The 19,074-nt window shown below is 69.5% G+C and carries 15 protein-coding genes and 1 tRNA gene; 7 read left to right on the top strand and 9 right to left on the bottom strand.

What is annotated here, in order from left to right; all coding sequences use genetic code 11:
- Positions 1–141: 141 nt before the first annotated feature.
- The 5 genes from ACFRFC_RS11360 to ACFRFC_RS11340 all read right to left on the bottom strand — a co-directional run bounded on the left by ACFRFC_RS11360 (position 142) and on the right by ACFRFC_RS11340 (position 5,546).
- Entirely contained in the window at positions 142–603 is a 462-nt protein-coding gene (locus ACFRFC_RS11360; RefSeq protein ID WP_382680818.1) for a heat shock protein transcriptional repressor HspR, read from the bottom strand.
- 5 nt (positions 604–608) lie between these two features.
- Positions 609–1,793, bottom strand: a complete 1,185-nt coding sequence (gene dnaJ / locus ACFRFC_RS11355; protein WP_382680817.1) for a molecular chaperone DnaJ — start codon at positions 1,791–1,793, stop codon at positions 609–611.
- Positions 1,794–1,901: 108 nt separating this feature from the next.
- Entirely contained in the window at positions 1,902–2,561 is a 660-nt protein-coding gene (grpE, locus tag ACFRFC_RS11350; RefSeq protein WP_382680816.1) for a nucleotide exchange factor GrpE, read from the bottom strand.
- On the bottom strand, positions 2,558–4,399 hold the full coding sequence (gene dnaK, locus ACFRFC_RS11345) for a molecular chaperone DnaK (RefSeq protein WP_382680815.1): 1,842 nt from the start codon (positions 4,397–4,399) through the stop codon (positions 2,558–2,560). Before dnaK ends, grpE begins: the two co-directional genes overlap by 4 nt.
- A 94-nt stretch (positions 4,400–4,493) precedes the next feature.
- Complete coding sequence (locus ACFRFC_RS11340) at positions 4,494–5,546, bottom strand: MraY family glycosyltransferase (RefSeq protein WP_382680814.1); 1,053 nt, start codon at positions 5,544–5,546, stop codon at positions 4,494–4,496.
- Between the two features lie 526 nt (positions 5,547–6,072).
- On the opposite strand from ACFRFC_RS11340, the gene ACFRFC_RS11335 reads away from it, so the two are divergent.
- The 6 genes from ACFRFC_RS11335 (at position 6,073) to ACFRFC_RS11310 (ending at position 14,230) form a co-directional block, all read left to right on the top strand.
- On the top strand, positions 6,073–8,382 hold the full coding sequence (locus tag ACFRFC_RS11335) for a (Fe-S)-binding protein (protein ID WP_382680813.1): 2,310 nt from the start codon (positions 6,073–6,075) through the stop codon (positions 8,380–8,382).
- 296 nt (positions 8,383–8,678) lie between these two features.
- Positions 8,679–9,227 (top strand): GntR family transcriptional regulator, encoded by a 549-nt coding sequence (locus ACFRFC_RS11330; protein WP_382680812.1) that lies wholly within the window; start codon positions 8,679–8,681, stop codon positions 9,225–9,227.
- Positions 9,224–10,024 (top strand): GntR family transcriptional regulator, encoded by an 801-nt coding sequence (locus ACFRFC_RS11325; protein WP_382680811.1) that lies wholly within the window; start codon positions 9,224–9,226, stop codon positions 10,022–10,024. Before ACFRFC_RS11330 ends, ACFRFC_RS11325 begins: the two co-directional genes overlap by 4 nt.
- A 115-nt stretch (positions 10,025–10,139) precedes the next feature.
- The gene (locus tag ACFRFC_RS11320; protein WP_382681083.1) at positions 10,140–11,411 is read left to right on the top strand and encodes an FG-GAP repeat domain-containing protein; all 1,272 of its coding nucleotides are present in this window, start codon (positions 10,140–10,142) and stop codon (positions 11,409–11,411) included.
- A gap of 269 nt (positions 11,412–11,680) precedes the next feature.
- Entirely contained in the window at positions 11,681–13,111 is a 1,431-nt protein-coding gene (locus ACFRFC_RS11315) for an FG-GAP-like repeat-containing protein (protein WP_382680810.1), read from the top strand.
- Positions 13,112–13,249: 138 nt separating this feature from the next.
- Positions 13,250–14,230: a Yip1 family protein gene (locus ACFRFC_RS11310; protein ID WP_382680809.1), complete on the top strand. Its 981-nt coding sequence runs from the start codon at positions 13,250–13,252 to the stop codon at positions 14,228–14,230.
- A gap of 48 nt (positions 14,231–14,278) precedes the next feature.
- Here ACFRFC_RS11310 and ACFRFC_RS11305 read toward each other — a convergent pair whose 3' ends face one another.
- Entirely contained in the window at positions 14,279–14,782 is a 504-nt protein-coding gene (locus tag ACFRFC_RS11305; protein ID WP_382680808.1) for a phosphoribosyltransferase, read from the bottom strand.
- The gene (gene dcd, locus ACFRFC_RS11300) at positions 14,779–15,354 is read right to left on the bottom strand and encodes a dCTP deaminase (RefSeq protein WP_382680807.1); all 576 of its coding nucleotides are present in this window, start codon (positions 15,352–15,354) and stop codon (positions 14,779–14,781) included. Before dcd ends, ACFRFC_RS11305 begins: the two co-directional genes overlap by 4 nt.
- A 619-nt stretch (positions 15,355–15,973) precedes the next feature.
- On the opposite strand from dcd, the gene ACFRFC_RS11295 reads away from it, so the two are divergent.
- Positions 15,974–16,047, top strand: a tRNA-Gly gene (locus ACFRFC_RS11295).
- 417 nt (positions 16,048–16,464) lie between these two features.
- On the opposite strand, the gene ACFRFC_RS11290 is transcribed toward ACFRFC_RS11295, so the two are convergent.
- Together ACFRFC_RS11290 and ACFRFC_RS11285 are read right to left on the bottom strand one after the other, a co-directional pair.
- Positions 16,465–16,944: an ASCH domain-containing protein gene (locus ACFRFC_RS11290; protein ID WP_382680806.1), complete on the bottom strand. Its 480-nt coding sequence runs from the start codon at positions 16,942–16,944 to the stop codon at positions 16,465–16,467.
- Positions 16,941–18,995 carry a GNAT family N-acetyltransferase gene (locus tag ACFRFC_RS11285; RefSeq protein ID WP_382680805.1) on the bottom strand — a complete coding sequence of 685 codons (2,055 nt, stop codon included), beginning with the start codon at positions 18,993–18,995 and terminating at the stop codon, positions 16,941–16,943. Before ACFRFC_RS11285 ends, ACFRFC_RS11290 begins: the two co-directional genes overlap by 4 nt.
- Positions 18,996–19,074: the final 79 nt, after the last annotated feature.

Below are 19,074 nucleotides of genomic sequence, written 5' to 3'. Positions count from 1 at the left end.
TCAAGCGATACGAGTTAACGAGATGGCAATATCGCCTTCCGTTTACGGGGCGCTTCCGGAGGCCGCCGAGGTGGACACGAGTAAGGGCCGGGAGGGGCTGTTCCGCCCTCCCGGCCCTTGGCCGTTCATGGAACCGGCCGGTCAGTCCGGCTGCTGCCGCTTCGGCCGCCACACCACCAGCGCGCTGGTCTGCTGCACCTCCTGGTACGGCACCAGATCGCGGCGGTACGACGCGTGCACCTGCGCCTCGCGCTGGCGCATCGCCGCGGCGGCCCCGTCGACGGCGGACTCCAGCTCGGCGACGCGGGCCTGGAGCGCGGCGACCTGGTTCTCCAGCTCGATGATCCGCTTGATCCCGGCCAGGTTGATGCCCTCGGCCTGCGACAACTGCTGCACCTGGCGGAGCAGTTCGATGTCCCGGACCGAGTAGCGCCGGCCCCGGCCCGCGGTGCGGTCCGGGGAGACCAGGCCCATACGGTCGTACTGACGCAGTGTCTGCGGGTGCAGACCGGAGAGCTGGGCCGCCACCGAGATGACGTAGACCGGGGTCTCCTCGGTCATTTCGGGAATTCCCCCGCGCTGACGGGGACGACGGCCGTCCATCTCGATCAAGCTCCCTTCGCGGCCTGGAACAGCTCCGCCCGCGGATCCTCACCCGCGGTCGCCTCGCGATACGCCTCCAGCGCGTCACGAGCCTTCCCCGAAAGGTCCTTGGGGACACTCACTTCGACGGTCACCAGCAAGTCGCCGCGGCTGCCGTCCTTACGGACCGCGCCCTTGCCCCGGGCCCGCATCGTACGGCCGTTGGGTGTGCCGGGGGGCAGCTTCAGGGTGACCGGCGGACCGCCCAGCGTCGGGACCCGCACCTCGCCGCCGAGCGCCGCCTCCGTGAAGGTCACGGGGACGGAGACGGTGAGGTTGTCGTCCTTGCGGCCGAACACCGGGTGCTCGCCGACATGGACGACCACATACAGATCGCCCGCCGGGCCGCCGCGCTCGCCCGGCCCGCCCTTGCCGCGCAGCCGGATCCGCTGGCCGTCATGGACCCCGGCCGGGATACGGACCTGCATGGTGCGCGAGGACTTGGCCCGGCCGCTGCCCTTGCAGACCTCGCAGGGGTTCTCCGCGATCAGGCCGCGGCCCTTGCAGTCGGGGCACGGGTCGGTCAGCGAGAACCCGCCGCCCGAGCCGCGCGCCACCTGCCCGGTGCCGACGCAGGTCGGGCACACCCGCGGTGTGCCGTTCGCGTCGCCGGTGCCCGAGCAGGCCTTGCAGGGGGCCTGCGAGGACATCCTGAGCGGGACCGTCGCGCCCTCGATCGCCTCGGTGAAGCTGAGGGTGACCTCGGAATCGATGTCCTGGCCGCGCCGGGGCTGGACCCGGGTCCCCGGTCCGGCCCCGCCGCGGTTGAACAGGCCGCCGAAGACATCGCCGAGCCCGCCGCCGAAGCCGCCGCCCCCGCTGCCGCCCTGGGGCTGGCCGCCGCCGAAGAGATCGCCGAGGTCGAAGTTGAAGTTGCCCTGGCCGCCGCCCGGTCCGGGGCGGAAGCCGCCGTTGCCGAACAGCGCGCGGGCGTCGTCGTACTCCTTGCGCTTCTTGGGGTCACCGAGGACGTCATTCGCCTCGGAGATCTCCTTGAACCGCTCCTCGGCCTTGGCGTTGCCCTTGTTGGCGTCCGGGTGGTACTCCCGGGCCAGCTTGCGGTACGCCTTCTTGATCTCGGCCTCGGTGGCGTCCTTCGGGACGCCGAGGACCTTGTAGAAGTCCTTCTCGATGTAGTCCTTCGTACTCATCCCCGACGTCCCTCCTTCCCCGTCCTGCCTGTCCCGCCTGACCCGCCCGTCGTGCCCGTCCTGCCCGTCTTCCTCGGTGTGCCCGGCATCGCGGGCTTCCTCGTCGCGTCAGCCCTCGTCCGGGCCACCGCTCTCCTTGTTGTCGGCGGCATCGGCGTCGGCGGACTCGGCGTCGGATCCCTTGACCGTCTGCGCGCCCGGCTGCGGCTCGGCGACCGCCACCCGCGCGGGACGGATGGTGCGCTCGCCGATGCGATACCCCGGCTGGAGGATCGCGACGCACGTCGTCTCCGTGACATCGGGCGCGTACGAGTGCATCAGGGCCTCGTGGATCGTCGGGTCGAAGGGCTCGCCCTCCTTGCCGAACTGCTGGAGGCCCATCTTGGCCGCCACCGTCTCCAGCGACTCCGCGACCGACTTGAAACCGCCGACCAGCTCGCCGTGCTCCCGCGCCCGGCCGATGTCGTCGAGCACCGGGAGCAGCTCGGTCAGAAGGTTCGCGATCGCGATCTCCTTGACGGCGATCCGGTCCCGCTCGACCCGGCGGCGGTAGTTCTGGTACTCGGCCTGGAGCCGCTGGAGGTCCGCCGTGCGCTCACCGAGCGCCGTACGCACCTGGTCCAGCTGGGCCACCAGACCGGCTGTGCCGGTCCCGTCCCCGGCCGGAGCCGCCCCCTCCTCGGGGGCGGGCTTCGGCTCGGCGTCGTCGGGGGTCGCGCCGGAGGGGACGTCGGGCTTCTCCTCGAAGCCCGGGGTCTCCTCGGTCACGCCGCACCGTCCTTGCGCTCGTCGTCCACGATCTCCGCGTCCACCACGTCGTCGTCGGCCTTCGGCGTGTCACCGGCGGTGGCGCCGCCCGCGGCCTGCGCGGACTGGGCGTCCGCGTACATGGCCTGGCCGAGCTTCTGGGAGACGGCGGCGACCTTCTCGGTGGCCGTACGGATCTCGGCGGGGTCCTCGCCCTTGAGCTTCTCCTTCAGCTCGGCGACGGACTCCTCGACCTCGGTCTTGATCTCGCCGGGGACCTTGTCCTCGTTGTCCTTGAGGAACTTCTCCGTCTGGTAGACGAGCTGCTCGCCCTGGTTACGGGTCTCGGCGGCCTCGCGGCGGCGGTGGTCCTCCTCCGCGTACTGCTCGGCCTCCTGACGCATCCGGTCGACCTCGTCGCGCGGCAGCGAGGAGCCGCCGGTGACGGTCATCTTCTGCTCCTTGCCCGTGCCCAGGTCCTTCGCGGTCACGTGCATGATGCCGTTGGCGTCGATGTCGAACGCGACCTCGATCTGCGGGACGCCGCGCGGCGCCGGGGGCAGACCGGTCAGCTCGAACATCCCGAGCTTCTTGTTGTACGCCGCGATCTCGCGCTCGCCCTGGTAGACCTGGATCTGCACCGACGGCTGGTTGTCCTCGGCGGTGGTGAAGATCTCGGACCGCTTGGTCGGGATCGTCGTGTTCCGCTCGATCAGCTTGGTCATGATGCCGCCCTTGGTCTCGATACCGAGGGACAGCGGGGTGACGTCGAGCAGCAGGACGTCCTTGACCTCGCCCTTGAGGACACCGGCCTGGAGGGCGGCGCCGATGGCGACGACCTCGTCCGGGTTCACGCCCTTGTTGGCCTCGCGTCCGCCGGTCAGCTCCTTGACCAGCTCGGCGACGGCGGGCATACGCGTGGAGCCGCCGACCAGGACCACGTGGTCGATCTCACCGAGCTGGATGCCGGCGTCCCGGATCACATTGTGGAACGGGGTCTTGCAGCGCTCCAGCAGATCCGCGGTCAGCTGCTGGAACTGGGCGCGGGTCAGCTTCTCGTCGAGGTGCAGGGGGCCCTCGGCGGAGGCCGTGATGTACGGGAGGTTGATCGAGGTCTCGGTGGACGAGGACAGCTCGATCTTGGCCTTCTCGGCGGCCTCGCGAAGCCGCTGGAGGGCCATCTTGTCCTTGGACAGATCCACGCCGTGGCCGGACTGGAACTGCTTGACCAGGTAGTCCATGACCCGCTGGTCCCAGTCGTCACCACCGAGGTGGTTGTCACCGTTGGTGGCCTTCACCTCGACCACGCCGTCGCCGATCTCCAGCAGCGACACGTCGAAGGTGCCACCGCCGAGGTCGAAGACGAGGATGGTCTGGTCGTCCTTGTCGAGGCCGTACGCCAGGGCGGCCGCGGTCGGCTCGTTCACGATCCGCAGGACCTTCAGGCCCGCGATCTCGCCGGCCTCCTTGGTGGCCTGGCGCTCGGCGTCGTTGAAGTACGCCGGGACCGTGATGACCGCGTCGGTGACCTTCTCGCCCAGGTACGCCTCGGCGTCGCGCTTCAGCTTCTGGAGCACGAAGGCGCTGATCTGCTGCGGGTTGAAGTCCTTGCCGTCCAGGTTGATCTTCCAGTCGGTGCCCATGTGGCGCTTGACCGACCGGATGGTCCTGTCGACGTTGGTGACGGCCTGACGCTTGGCCACCTCGCCGACCAGCACCTCACCGTTCTTGGCGAAGGCGACGACGGACGGCGTGGTCCTGGCGCCCTCTGCGTTGGTGATGACGGTGGGCTCGCCGCCCTCCAGAACGCTGACGACGGAGTTAGTCGTGCCCAGGTCGATGCCGACCGCACGTGCCATGGTTGTTTCCTCCAGCTGACTTGAGTGGAACGGACTCAAGTGTGCATCAGTCTCTCGACTGGGTCAACAGAGCTGAGTCAACCTCGCTCAACTCTTATCCGTTCCTTACACGCAACTGCGCTCTGGCCTGGGAAGACGCACCCCGCCGAGCAGAGGTTGCGTGCACCCCAGGCATCCCCTGCGGCGCCCCATGCACCCGGAGCAGCGCCGCTACGACCATCAGCGCCCCGCCCGCCACCCACAGCACGGCCGCCGCGCCCGCCCACCCGGTGTGCACCAGCACCCCCACCGCCACCGCGGCGAAGGCGCCCGCGCCCAGCACCACGGTCGCCCCCTGGGCCGTCAGCCCCGCGCGGCGCAACCGGTGCGCCAGATGATCCGGACCGCCCGCGCGCAGCGCCCGCCCCGCGAGCCGCCGGGCGACCAGCACCAGCAGCACGTCCGTCACGGCGACCGCCGTCAGGGCGAACAACACGCCGAAGGACACGGAGATTTCGCCGCCCGCGCGCGTGAGCAGCGCCGCGCCCGCGAGCACGAACCCGGTGAACAGCGAGCCGGTGGCGCCGAGCGCGATCCGCGCGGGCGGCCAGTTGTGCATGAGGAACCCGGTCAGCGCCGCCGCGAGCACGCTCAGCAGCGCCGCGAGCCCGTCCATCACCTCCGCCGCCGCGCAGGCCCCGACCCCGAAGGCGGTCACCACCCCGACCGTCCCGGCGAGCGCGTCGGAGTGGTCGAGGGACCGGAAGGCCAGCGCGACCCCGGCGATCCAGCAGGCGGCCAGCACCCCGCCGACGACGCCGGTACGCCCGTACGGCACCACGCACAGCGCGGCGATCGCCGTAGCGGCGAGCAGGAAGCGGGTGCGCAGCCGCCAGAGGTCGGCGGCGAGGCCGAGCCCGGCGACGGCGAGGCCGGCCACCAGCAGCGCGCCGGCCTCGCCGCCGAGCCGGGCGACCCCGGCCCATTCCCCGGCCCCGGCGACGGCGGCGGTGGCCCCGACCACCGCCGCACCGCCGAGCACCGGCACGGGCCGCACCCGCCGACGCCGCTCCAGCAGCCCACGCCGCAGCGCGAGCGGGCGGAGCAGCGCCGAGAGCAGAGCGGCGAGCAGGAGTGCGGCCACGGCCGCGGCGATCCCGTAGAACACGTACACAAACTAAGCCGAATGTCACGATTTGTGATGAATACTGGGGGTGTCTCGGCGCGGCGTGGCGCGTGTACATGGGCGGAGTGGCTGGCCGCCGGGGGGGCTGGGCCGGGGCCAGGGGGGCCGGCCGGGGACCCGGGGCCGGTTACTGCGGTCGGCGCGCGCCACGCGCAGGCGCGCGCGGGCGGATAGCGGCGGCGGGCGACAGGCAAGCGGCATGCAGGCAGCAGGCAGCGAACAACAGCCGACAGGCGGCGGACGGGAACCAGCGGACGGCGGACCGGCGGACGGCGGACCGGCGGACGACGGACCGGCGGACCGGCGGACAGCGGGTGGCATTGCAGGAGTCACCGCCGAAGTGACCCACCCGGCAACCCCTCAGCGACACAGATCACCGAGTGCCTGGCTACAGTGCGAGGCGGGATGCGGGGTAATCTCGAAGGACCGCGTAAGTTACCGCTTAGTAATGACGGAGTCGCCGGAGCACCGGCGGGTCCCTCCCCCCGCAGGCCCGAGGAGCCCTGAGATGCAACTCGCCGCGATCATCGTGTCGGTGGTCCTCATCGTGGTCGGCGTCGCCCTGTTCGGCCGGGCCGTCCTCCAGATCTTCCGGTTCATGACGCTCGGCCAGCCGCTCCCGGCCGGAGCCCGCACCAATGACCCCGTGCTGCGCACGATCACCCTGGCCAAGGAGTTCCTCGGGCACACCCGCATGAACCGCTGGGGCGTCGTCGGCGTCGCGCACTGGTTCGTGGCGATCGGCTTCTACACACTCCTGCTGACCATCGTCAACGCCTTCGGCCAGCTCTTCAAGGCCGACTGGCTGCTGCCGGTCATCGGCGACTGGACGCCGTACAACGTCTTCGTCGAGTTCATCGGCACCATGACCGTGCTCGGCATCCTGGCCCTGATCGTGATCCGGCAGCTGTCGCGGCCGGGCGGGGCCGGGCGCAAGTCGCGCTTCGCGGGGTCGAACACCGGTCAGGCGTATTTCGTGGAGACGGTCATCCTGATCGTCGGGGTCTGCATCTTCATGCTGCACGCGCTGGAAGGCGCCATGCACCATGTCGACGGCTACGAGGCGTCGTTCTTCCTCTCGTACCCCGTGGTGTCGTGGCTGGAGGGCATGGACCTCGCCACCCTCCAGAACCTTACCTATCTGTTCGCGGGCGTGAAGATCGCGGCGTCCTTCACCTGGATGATCGTGGTCGCGCTCAACACCGACATGGGCGTGGCCTGGCACCGCTTCCTGGGTTTCCCGAACATCTGGTTCAAGCGCAACGCCAACGGTGACACCTCACTCGGCGCGCTGCTCCCGATGACCTCGGGCGGCAAGCCGATCGACTTCACCGACCCCGGCGACGACGATGTGTTCGGCGTGTCGCAGGTCGAGCAGTTCTCCTGGAAGGGCCTGCTGGACTTCTCCACGTGCACCGAGTGCGGGCGCTGCCAGTCGCAGTGCCCCGCCTGGAACACCGGCAAGCCGCTCTCCCCCAAGCTGCTGATCATGTCCCTGCGCGACCACGCGCACGCCAAGGCGCCGTATCTGCTCGCGGGCGGCGGCAAGTCGGCGGAGGGCGAGGAGAAGGCGAGCGCGGAGCAGCTCGCGGGCGTGCCCGCCGCCGCGCTGGCGGAGGCCGAGCGTCCGCTGATCGGCACGCTGGAGGAGAACGGGGTCATCGACCCGGACGTCCTATGGTCCTGCACCACCTGCGGTGCCTGTGTCGAGCAGTGCCCTGTGGACATCGAACACATCGACCACATCGTCGACATGCGCCGCTACCAGGTGATGATCGAGAGCGCGTTCCCCTCCGAGGCGGGCACGATGCTCAAGAACCTGGAGAAGAAGGGCAACCCCTGGGGCCTGGCCAAGAAGCAGCGGCTGGAGTGGCTGAAGGAACTCGACTTCGAGGTGCCCGTGGTCGGCAAGGACATCGAGGACCTCTCCGAGGCCGAGTACCTGTACTGGGTCGGCTGCGCCGGCGCCCTGGAGGACCGCGCCAAGAAGACGACGAAGGCGTTCGCGGAACTCCTGCACATGGCGGGCGTGAAGTTCGCCATCATGGGCGGCGACGAGAAGTGCACCGGCGACTCCGCCCGGCGCCTGGGCAACGAGCCGCTGTTCCAGGAGCTGGGCATGGAGAACGTCATGGCCCTGAACACGGCGTTCGGGGAGGAGCTGGACGACGACGGCAAGGTCGTCGCCGAGTCGGCGAAGCCCAGGTCGGCCAAGAAGATCGTCGCCACCTGCCCGCACTGCCTCAACACGCTGGGCAACGAGTATCCGCAGCTCGGCGGCGACTACGAGGTCATCCACCACACCGTGCTGCTCCAGCACCTGGTGGACGAGGGCAAGCTGATCCCGGTCACCCCGGTCGAGGGTCTGATCACGTACCACGACCCCTGCTACCTGGGCCGCCACAACAAGATCTACACGCCCCCGCGCGAGATCATCGCGAGCGTCCCGGGCCTGCGCAACGAGGAGATGCACCGGCACAAGGAGCGCGGCTTCTGCTGCGGCGCCGGTGGCGCGCGGATGTGGATGGAGGAGCGGATCGGCAAGCGCATCAACAACGAGCGCGTCGACGAGGCCCTCTCCCTCAACCCCGACATCATCTCCACGGCCTGCCCGTTCTGCCTGGTCATGCTGACCGACTCGGTCAACGGCAAGAAGGCCGCATCCGACAGCGGCTCCGCCGCGGGTGGCCAGGCCAAGGAGTCGATCCAGGTCGTGGACGTCGCCCAGCTACTGCTGGAGTCGGTACGGACACCGGTGGACCCGGCGGACGGGGCCACGGACAGCGAGCCGGCTCCCGAGCCTGAGCCGGTGAAGTAGCCAAGGTCTGTTCATGTGTCGCGGTGCCCCCGTCCTGATGGCTTGGGATGGGGGCACCGCGTTTCTTTGCGACGTTTCTTTGCGACGTTTCTTTGCGACGCCGGGGATGCCCGGTTGCGCCGGGGATGCCGGTAACAGCGGGTCTGCCGGGCCAACAGCCCGCACCCTCACCGCTCTTCACACATCGCGGCAAGCTCCCGTCAGGCTCCCGTCAAGCTCCCATCAGGCGAGGACCAGGTCGCCTACCGTGAACGACAGCAGAGCCGGTCGCGCGCGGTCAGCCTTGGGAGGACACCATGAACTCCAGCAAGTGGGTCAGTACGTCGATGCCGTATCTGACCCCGCGAGGGCAGGGGCAGGCCGACGCCTGGAGCGCGGACGCGGCGGCTCGGCAGCGGCGCGGCTCCCAGCGCATCCTGCACGCCGGGGAGGTGCCCGCGCCCGGCGAGATCGCGGGGCTGCTCGGCATCCCGGACGGCGAGCCGGTCGTCGTACGCCGTCGGCTGATCCTTCTCGACGAGGACCCGCACGAACTGACCGACACCTACTACCCCGCCGGGATCGCCCGGGGAACCGCGCTCGCCGGAACGGCCAAGATCCCCGGCGGCGCCGTGACCCTGCTGGCCCGGCTGGGCCACGTCGGCGTGCTGGTCCGCGAGGACGTGGGGGCCGACCTGCCGAGCGAGGAGGAGCGGCAGGCGCTGGCGATCTCACCCGGGGACCCTGTCCTGCGCCTCACCAGGCTCACGCTGGACCGCGACGAGCGCCCCCTCCAGGTCGACCGCATGGTGATGCCCGCCCGGCGACAGCGACTGCGACTGCGCTACGAGATCAGGATCGGATGACCGTGCCCAAGGCCGAACCCGACGCCCACGACCGGCGCTCGCTGCACGAACGCATCGCGGCCGATCTGCGCGACGACATCATGAGCGGCGAACTGCCGCCAGGCGCCAACCTGCCCTCCACAACAGGGCTCAAGGAGCGCTTCGACGCCTCGAACGCCACCGTCCAGAAGGCACTCCAGCTCCTCAAGAACGAGGGACTGGTGATCGGGCGCGCGGGGTCGGCGGTCACGGTCCGTCCCCACCGGCAGCGCACCATACGCCCCGCCGCGTCGATGACGCCCGCCGCCACCGGTTCCCACCCCTGGCTCGCGGAGGCGGCGCGACACGGCTCGGACGCCCCCTTCACCCTCCTCGACGTCACGGAGGTCACGCCGCCCGCGGACGTCCGTGCCGCCCTCGGCATCCCGGAGGGCGGACAGGCCGTCTGCCGCAGCCAGATCCTGCTGATCGACGGCGAACCCGCCGAACTCGTGAAGTCGTACTACCCATTGGACATCGCCGAGGGCACAGACCTCATGAACCGGCGCAGAATCAAGGGCGGAACTCCCGTCCTCCTGACCGAACTCGGCTACCCGTCCCGCCGAACCGTCGACCGGGTGTCGGCCCGTGTCCCCACACAGGAGCAGTTCAGGGCGCTGCGGCTCCCGGGCAGCCTGCCCGTGCTGTGCACTCTGCGCGTCGTCCACGCCGACGACGAACGTCCCGTCGAGGTGACCTCCATGGTGAAGGCCGGGCACCTCTACGAGTTGCGGTACGAGTTGCGGTACGAGTTGCGATACGAGTTCGCGCCGGAATGAGCGATCCGAAATCGCGCCGACCCAGGGTTGTCGCCGTGTCATGGACACCCGCATCATGACGGAGGTGTTGCAGAAGAGGCCGGCGAGGTGAGTGGTGCGCGTGCCAAGAAGCGCGATGGTGGTGGCGGTGGCCGCCGCCCTGGTGCTGTCGCTCGTCGGCTGCGGTTCCGGTGACGACGGTCCGCCGGACGGGCAGACCCCGGTGAACCAGGCGGCCGAGGCACCGCCCCGGCTCCCCGTCCCGGAGGGCGACGGCAGCACGACGCCCGACGACTTCAACGGCGACGGCCACCGGGACCTCGTACTCAACGATCTCGTCAAGAACCAGGCGCACGCCGACGACGCCGGGGTCGGGGTCGTCTACGGCGGCCCCGACGGACTCGCGCCGGGTGCCTGGCAGTTGCTCAGCCCCGCGCGGCAGGCCGCCCGGACCGACGGGCAGGCGCCGGCCGTCTTCGACGCCGAGGCCAGCTGCGACCTGGACGGGGACGGCTTCACCGACCTCGTCCTGTCCACCGATCCGCCGTACGACGGTCAGGGCCGGCCCCCGGTCCCGGTGCAGGTGCTCTTCGGATCGCCGCAGGGGCTGACCGGCAAGGCCGTCAAACTCGTCGTGCCGGACGCCGCACGAGCCGGGAACGACTGGCCGGACCAGCCCGTGTGCGGCGACTTCGACGGCGACGGCGCCCAGGACCTCGTCCTGCACGCCTCCGAGCAGCAGCTCACCTATCTGCGCGGCCCGTTCACCCGCAAGGGCGCCCCGCGCGCGGCCGGCGCCCCGGTCCCGGCCCCCGGCAACGTCCCGACCGGCCCCGCCGTCGACGTCGACCGCGACGGCTACGACGATCTGGTGATCCGTGCGGCGGCGGGCGAGGGCGACGCCTTCCTGGTGCTGGGCGGCCCCGACGGCCCCACCGGCGCCGAGATCGCCCTGCCGTCCGGCACCGATGTCGCCCTGGGCCGGTTCGGGCGCGGCGCCGCCCTGGACGCGGCGATCGGCGCGGAGTCCGGCACCGCCCTGCGCTACGACTTCCCCGACCCCACCCGCGCCACCCTCGCCGCCCCCGGTCCGCAGCTCGACGCCGGCGACTTCGACGGCGACGGGCTGACCGACCTGGTGGTGGGCGGCGCCGAGCCGCGGATCTTCCGGGGCGGTACGGAGGGACTGTCCCCGGAACCGGCCGCGACCGTCTCCCCGGCCGCCGACGGCACCTCCCGGGTGCTGGCCGTCGGCGACTTCGACGGGGACGAGCGCGCGGACCTGGTGGTACGGACGTACCGGGGCGAGACGTGGGACTCGGTGACCGTCCATCCAGGGGTGGAGACGGGTCTGGTGGGGAGCGCGGCGGCGGTGACCTTCTCAACGGCGGAGTTCCTCGGCGGCTGAGTCACTTCCCCCCGGGGGGCGTCGCCGCACACAGGAAACTCACAAAAAACCCGCGGATCTGTACAACCCCTACCCTCCCCCGCAGGTCTCATGATCGATCGATTGATCGATCGCCGACCGTGCACGCACTGCGGGGTACTCACGGTGAGCAAGTCCGGCGATCCCGCGAGGCGCCGGTTCCACCACCCCTCGTACAACCGCCACCCACGTACAACCGCCTCTCCGTTACCCAGAGACATCCTCTCCACCGCCGTACAAGGGAGCCTTCCTTGCGCAAGCGCAGCGTTCTGCTCGTCACCACCCTGACCACCGGTCTGCTGTCCGCCCTGCCGGCCACCGCCGCCACGGCGGCCCCCTCGCGGCTGGCGCACGACTTCAACGGGGACGGGTACCGGGACCTGGCGATCGGCGCGTGGGGCGCGAACGTCGGGGCGGCGCACGGGGCGGGGGCGGTGGTCGTGATGTACGGGTCGGCGTCCGGTGTCTCCACCAGGAAGGCCGTGTTCACGCAGAACTCGCCGGGCGTGCCGGGCGTCGCCGAGGCCGACGACCGCTTCGGCTACAGCCTGGCCGCGGGCGACCTGGACGGCGACGGCTACAGCGACCTGGTCGTCGGCGCCCAGTATGAGAGCACCAGCACCAAGCGGGGCGTCGGCGCGCTCGTCGTCCTGTGGGGCGGCAGCTCCGGCCTGTCCGGCGGCGGGCAGCTGCCCCAGCCCTCCGGCCTCTCCCAGTGGGGCGGCTACGGTTCCGACGTGGCGATCGCCGACGTCGACGGCGACGGCAAGCTCGATGTCACCGGCACCGGCCAGAGCAACACCCACCTCTACTACGGCCCGTTCACCCGCACCGGCACCCCGCGCTCCCACGGGCGGGTCGACGAGGTCGGCTCCACCTACGAGGCCATCGCGGGCGATCTGAACGGCGACCGCAAGGCCGAGCGCGTCTACCCCTTCGGGGTGGACGGCGACGAGCGCGGCGACATCCGCTACCTCACCCACACCCCGGGCAACGGCAGCTCCCCCGAGTCCGACTACAGCCTCGTGGCTCTGCCGAAGGCCGACGGCGACCCGGGCGCGATCGGCGACATCAACGGCGACGGTTACGGCGACCTGGTCCTCGGCGACTACCGCGACCCGGACCGTTCCGTGCCGGGCGGCCACAAGGGCGGCCAGATCTCCGTCTGGTACGGCTCGAAGAACGGCCCCGACCCGGCCCAGCGGCCGACCGTCATCCACCAGGACACGGCCGGAGTACCGGGCGCGGGCGAGACGTACGACGGTTTCGGCTCGGCGGTCGCGGTCGGTGACGTCAACGGCGACGGCTTCGCCGACGTGGCGGTGGGCGCGTCCGGCGAGGACAACGGCACGGCGAGGGACTCGGGTTCGGTGACGGTGCTGTTCGGCTCGCGCACGGGCCTGAAGGGCACCGGTGCAAAATCGTTCACGCAGAACACCGCGGGCGTGCCCGGCGCGAACGAGCAGGGCGACGCCTTCGGCCTCACCGTCCAGCTCACCGACCTCACCAAGGACCGCAAGGCCGAACTGATCATCGGCTCCGGCTACGAGAACGAGGCGGGCGCCATCACCGTCCTGCGCGGCACGTCCGCCGGGCCGGGCACGTCCGGCGGCAAGTCGTTCACGGCGGCACAGGCCGGGGTGAAGGGCAACGCGGCCTTCGGCTGGGAGATCGCCGAGTGAGCGGCTCTCCGCCCGGCGGGGTAGTACGGCGCCGCCCAGCGGGGTAGTACGCGCGAGGTACCTCTGGGGCGGCGGCGCACTCCTGGGCAGTAGGCCCCCCGGATCCCCCTGAGGAAACTCTTAGGGTGCCCTTAGGGGATGTCACAGCTCGGCCGCAAACCCGGCCCCGGTTGCCCGGCTCCCGTACGTCACTCTCCGAGACCAGGTACGTTCGATGACGTGGCTGGATTCAGGATCGGACGCGGCGGCCGGGACAACCGTGCCCCGCAAGCGCGACCGCACACCCCTCCGTACGGGCAGCAGGCACCCCAGGGACCGCCGCCCTCGTACGGCTATCCCCCCGCGGCGGCACCACAGCCGCCGCAGCACCCGCAGCCCCCGTACCCGCAGCAGGGCGGTGGCTACGGGAACCACGGCGAGCCCGAGTACTTCGGCGACGGCGGCTACCACCAGGGCACACCGGACCCGTACGCCGCGAACAACCCCGGGCACACCCAGGCGTTCTCGGTGGACGAGGCGGCGGACTACACCCAGGGCCAGACGTATCACGCGGGCGCGACCCCGCCGCCTCCGCCGGGCCCGCGTCTGCACTGGAAGGCCCTGCTCAAGGGCATCGTGCTGGCCCCCAATCAGACCTTCCTCCAGATGCGGGACCACGCGATGTGGGGCCCGGCCCTCGTCGTCACCTTCCTCTACGGCCTGCTCGCCGTCTTCGGCTTCGACGGCGCCCGCGACGAGGCGATCAACGCCACGCTGTCCAACGCGATCCCGATCGTCCTGACGACGGCCATCGCGATGGTGCTCAGCGCGTTCGTCCTGGGCGTGGTCACCCATACGCTGGCCCGCCAGCTCGGCGGTGACGGCGCCTGGCAGCCGACGGTCGGCCTGTCCATGCTGATCACATCGATCACGGACACCCCGCGTCTGGTGGTGGCCATGTTCGCGGGCGGCGACGCCCCGTTCGTCCAGATCCTGGGCTGGGTGACCTGGGTGGCGGCGGGCGCGCTGCTGACCCTGATGGTCAGCCGCTCGCACGATCTGCCGTGGCCGAAGGCGCTGGGGGCGTCGGCGATCCAGCTGATCGCGCTGCTGTCGATCGTGAAGCTGGGCACGTTCTAGAGGGAACGCGAGCAGGGAACGCGGGCAGGAACGCAGGCAGGGAAGCCGTCAGAAGGCTTCCCTGTTCGAGCGGACGGGTGGCAGCACGGACCACGGAAAATTGATCCAGTCATCGGTCCGCTGCCAGACGTACTCGCATTTCACGAGGGAATGCGACTTCTCGTAGATCACGGCGGACCGCACCTCGGCGACGGCGTCGAGACAGAAATCCCGGACCAGTTTGAGGGTCTTGCCGGTGTCGGCGACGTCATCGGCGATGAGCACCTTCTTGTCGGAGAAGTCGACGACGTTGGGAACGGGCGCGAGCATGACGGGCATATCGAGCGTGGTCCCGATACCCGTATAAAACTCCACATTCACCAGATGAATATTCTTGCAGTCGAGGGCGTAGGCGAGCCCGCCGGCGACGAAGACGCCCCCTCGGGCGATGGAGAGCACGACGTCGGGCTCGTACCCGTCGTCGGCGATGGCCTGAGCCAGCTCACGAACGGCGTCACCGAACCGTTCGTAGCTCAGCTCCTCCCGAGCATCGCTCCCGCCCGAACCACTCACACCTGCGTCCGATGAAAATTGAGGAAGGACCGCGAGGGGGTGGGCCCGCGCTGCCCCTGATACCGGGACCCGTACTTCTCACTCCCGTACGGGAACTCGGAGGGGGAGGTAAGCCGGAACAGACACAGCTGCCCGATCTTCATTCCGGGCCAGAGTTTGATCGGCAGGGTGGCGAGATTGGACAGTTCGAGGGTGACATGCCCGGAGAACCCGGGGTCGATGAACCCGGCGGTGGAATGGGTGACGAGTCCGAGCCGCCCGAGTGAACTCTTTCCTTCGAGCCGCGAGGCAAGATCATCGGGAAGCGTGATCACTTCATAGGTGCTGGCGAGCACGAACTCACCGGGATGCAGAATGAACGGCTCGTCCCCCTGCGGCTCGACGAGCCGCGTCAGATCGACCTGCTCCACGGAGGGGTCGATATGGGGGTACCGGTGATTCTCGAACACCCGAAAATACCGGTCCAGCCGCACATCGACGCTCGACGGCTGCACCATGGATTCGTCATAGGGGTCGATCCGTACCCGTCCGGTGTCGATCTCGGCCCGGATGTCCTTGTCAGAGAGAAGCACGCCCCGAGGATACGCAAGGCACGCGGACCCACCACAATCGCGGCGACTCCGCGCGCCCGCCCTGCCTGCGCCTACCGGCCCCTACCGCGTCTCAAGCCGCCTCTCGGCCCGCTCCTCAAGCCGGTCCTCAAGCCGGTCCTCAAGCCGCTGCTCGGGCCGGTCCTCAAGCCGCTTCTCAAGAACGGCAACCGGCACGACACTGCGCAGCCGCGCACATCGCGGACACCGCACAAGCCGACCCGGCCCGAGCCGCTCGGCCTGCTGCATCGGGAACGAAGCGGTACTGAACACGTGCCCCTCGGCACAACGGACGACGGTGCGCTCCATCAAGTCCCAGAGTCCCTTCCCCAGAGCCGCGCCCGACTACTCCTCGCCGGACGACGAACCCACACATTACGGGACGAAAGGGACGCCACTCCAGACGGCACTCCGCCCCGGCCACACCCTCCCGAGGACCTCCACCGTACGCCTCAACTGACCCCCGCCACACCCACATCCACCCCTCCGACCCACCCCACCCGCCACGCACAAAGGCCCCCGGCATCAGCACCGGGGACCTGGCATGGGGTAGAGTGAGCGCACGTTCGGACCCGACGGAATCATGGAGTCGGGGTCCTGCGCGGGTGTAGTTTAATGGTAGAACATCAGCTTCCCAAGCTGAGAGCGCGAGTTCGATTCTCGTCACCCGCTCCATGATGAAACCCCAGGTCAGCAACCTGGGGTTTGTTCGTTGTCTAGTCCAATTTGGGGACTGCGTGCCCTCTGCGTGCCCTAAGTTGAGGTCAAGCGGCCACCTCAGGGGCGTTCGGGGACCACTCTGGGGCACTGGACTCCCTGACGTCTCAACAGGCGAGACCCGCTTCATGTGACTTGCGCCACTGTTGCGCGTCAGCTCTGCGAAGTCGCATACGCAAGCAGCAGTTCTGTCGAGCAGCCAGAGCCCGGACGGATCAGGGTCGCGTATCTGCGGGTGCAGGAGGCCCTGGGCGCGATCACGACCACGGCAGCCGGCCTTACGCTGCTGGCGCAGCAGCGGCAGGACGCGTACCAAGCTGCGTTTGGCGGCTGGTCAACGGCAAGAGGGCTCTGGGGCCGGAATCCCTGCCCCTGCTAAGCGTGAACCGCCTCCGGCAACATGCGGCGAAGCGCACTCCTCACAGCTGGCCCGGCCTCTGACACCTGAAGCAGGTCAGCGCCCTTCAGGTAGCGGTAGCTCTGTGGCGGATGGAAGGTCCCCGCCGCACGCAGGGCGCTGAGCGTCACCGGCTCCTCGAAGGAGACGGGGTCTTCCAAGGTCAGACCGCTCGCCTGGGCGGCACCATCCATGTAGGCGTCGTACTCACGTCGTGTGATCCCTGTCTGGGCTCGATGCGCTGACCAGATCTCCTTGGGGGAGGCCACATGGACCGAGGCGATACGTGCCATGCCCACCAGGGCCATGGTGGGCGCGGTTGCGTAGAGCAGGACGGGCGTTCCGGGAGGGGCGGCGACGCGTTGGCGGCGAACCTCCACCGTCTTGCTGCCGGCCAGGATCGCGGTGGCGAAGCGCGGGTGGACGGACAGCAGCATCGCGCGTTCCGGATCGTTCACGTCGTTCGGTGCCCCTCGTTGTAGACCGCCTGGAACAGCTTGTTGCTGATCTTCGACAGCGAGATCAGCGACAACGGTAGTCCCAGCTCCTTGGCCAGTGAGGCCAATCGCCGCAGCGTCACCGGGTTCGGGAAGATCTCGGTGTCCGAGAACCTCAGCGCCATGGCGCGGCCGGAGGCATCCGCTGCTCCCTGTACCTCGCCCTGACCATATACGCCCAGGTGTTCGAATTTCGAGAACAGGGTGTCCGGTGTGTCGACAAGCACCTCATCGAGGCGTGAACTCCCCACCACCATCTGGCCATCCACACCGGCGCCATCGCTGACGTACCAGAGGAGGCGGGCAGGAACGCTCTCCCCTCGGCGCCCCGACGAACGGTAGTAGACGTGCTCCCTGCTGATGCCCAAGACGTGGCTACGCGGCAGGAGCATGGCCGGGACGTTGAACAGTTCGGTGGACCAACGCGGTTTGATCGGCGCAAGGAAGGACGGCAGTCCGGAGTCGATGACCTTCGCAGGCCACCAGGCGCGTTCCACTACGGCGGCCACCTCGGCGGACATCCCAGAGTGCAGGCCGGCTGCCTCGACGGTGAGCTCGCGAGCGAGTCCACCGGCCACCGCCTCCACCTCAGCTGCTGTACCGCACACATTCACCAGGAGAGCCACGAGCCTGCCGTCATGCTCGAAGAAGCCATCGTCCCCAGCAGCTGCCTTGGCGACTGAGGAGGGATGCGGATCTGTGATCCGTATGATCTCAGCGCCGCAGTCGCGCCCAAGGCGCTTGAGGAGGAAGAGGAGTTGCCTTGCCAGGGTCTCTTCCAGTGGGTGCTCCGCGGTCCGGAGCACAGGGACGATCAGTGTCCGCCCGTCGAGCGCCCATGCGTACAGGGCAACGGGGTGGCCCTCGCCGTCCCGCAGCAGCTCGCGGCGCCATAGGACGGTGTCCGCGTCCAGGGACCGCAGACGCTCGGCGAAGGCCGAACCGTCATCCCCACCTGACTGATTGAAGAACGCGATGAGCCCGTCCTCGGCCCCCGGGGACACCTCGGTGGACCGGAAGTCCGTGCCCATCAGATCGGCCGGGCGATACACCTGGGCCTGACGCAGCTCATCCACGTGGAGCGTCACGGTGGAGGGCGATACGACGCGCACCCTGGCGACCTCCCAGGCCACGTCGACCAGGCGGAACAGGAGCGGGTTCCGGGTGGCCAGCACTTGAAGGCCGGCGCACGAGGTCTCGGCCACGTACTGCACACAACGACGGAGTGCTCCGCTGTCGGGCAGGTCTGGGAGCGACTCCTTGGCCGCACCGAGCAGTTCAGCCGTTCGTTCGGCCACGGCCGCAGGGTCGGGCGTGAGCTGGCGCAGGCCATGCAGAGCCGTCCTCTGGTGCTGGCGCTCTGTGGTGTCGGTGATGTCTCGGATCTGATGGACCAGTTGGGGCGTGTAGGCGAGTTCGACGAGATCCGTCATCCAGCCCGCTTCCAGCGCGCGGGATTCCTCGGCGTCGGCTGTGTCGGAATGTCCGCGTAGATCGGCGAACACTCCGTGGTCGACCGTGACCACCAGCAGAGCGTCGCTCGCAACGTCCGTGAAGAGGTCCGGGTGCCCGAGGTCCAGCCACCATCCGTCGAGGATCTCTCCGTCCCGGCCGCGTCCCCGTACCTCGCCGTGGGGGACGAACCCCAGACTCGTCCACATGTTGCTGAGTTCGTAGTCCCGCCGGCATTTGGCCTTGATACCGAGCCGTTGCGGAAACTTCGCCTTGATCGCATCCACCAGCAGTCGGGCGATGCCTCTGCCTCGCTGCTCCTCCGCCACGCAAAGGTGAGCAAGGCGTATGTGCGCGCTCCTCTTCGGTAGCCCGAACAGCGCGTAGCCGATCACTTCGTCCGCTTCAACAGCGACCAGTAGGCCACCGTCCGTCGCCGCCTGGCGGTACGCGGGAGGCGCCAAGAGCCCCAGCCTCTTGGTGTAGCGATCGCCCAGTGCGATGGCCTTGTCGATCAGGTTGTTCTGCGCAGGCACGACCGGCAGCACCTTGATCGCCACTACTTCCCCCTCCCGAAGGGCCGGTCGAGACCAGCCTTCACTCCCCTGTCGGTGCACACAGGGAAAGCTGATCTCAACG

The sequence above is a fragment of the Streptomyces sp. NPDC056734 genome (assembly GCF_042790455.1).
Classification (GTDB): Bacteria; Actinomycetota; Actinomycetes; order Streptomycetales; family Streptomycetaceae; genus Streptomyces.
The sequence above is the reverse complement of the archived record's forward strand: the minus strand, read 5'-3'. Positions and strand labels throughout refer to the sequence as shown.

Excerpts from the sequence above, each read along its gene's own strand:
- ACFRFC_RS11360 (WP_382680818.1), bottom strand. The coding sequence starts at position 603 with ATGGACGGCCGTCGTCCCCGTCAGCGCGGGGGAATTCCCGAAATGACC.
- dnaJ (WP_382680817.1), bottom strand. The coding sequence starts at position 1,793 with ATGAGTACGAAGGACTACATCGAGAAGGACTTCTACAAGGTCCTCGGC.
- dnaK (WP_382680815.1), bottom strand. The coding sequence starts at position 4,399 with ATGGCACGTGCGGTCGGCATCGACCTGGGCACGACTAACTCCGTCGTC.
- ACFRFC_RS11335 (WP_382680813.1), top strand. The coding sequence starts at position 6,073 with ATGCAACTCGCCGCGATCATCGTGTCGGTGGTCCTCATCGTGGTCGGC.
- ACFRFC_RS11330 (WP_382680812.1), top strand. The coding sequence starts at position 8,679 with ATGAACTCCAGCAAGTGGGTCAGTACGTCGATGCCGTATCTGACCCCG.
- ACFRFC_RS11325 (WP_382680811.1), top strand. The coding sequence starts at position 9,224 with ATGACCGTGCCCAAGGCCGAACCCGACGCCCACGACCGGCGCTCGCTG.
- ACFRFC_RS11320 (WP_382681083.1), top strand. The coding sequence starts at position 10,140 with ATGGTGGTGGCGGTGGCCGCCGCCCTGGTGCTGTCGCTCGTCGGCTGC.
- ACFRFC_RS11310 (WP_382680809.1), top strand. The coding sequence starts at position 13,250 with ATGTCACAGCTCGGCCGCAAACCCGGCCCCGGTTGCCCGGCTCCCGTA.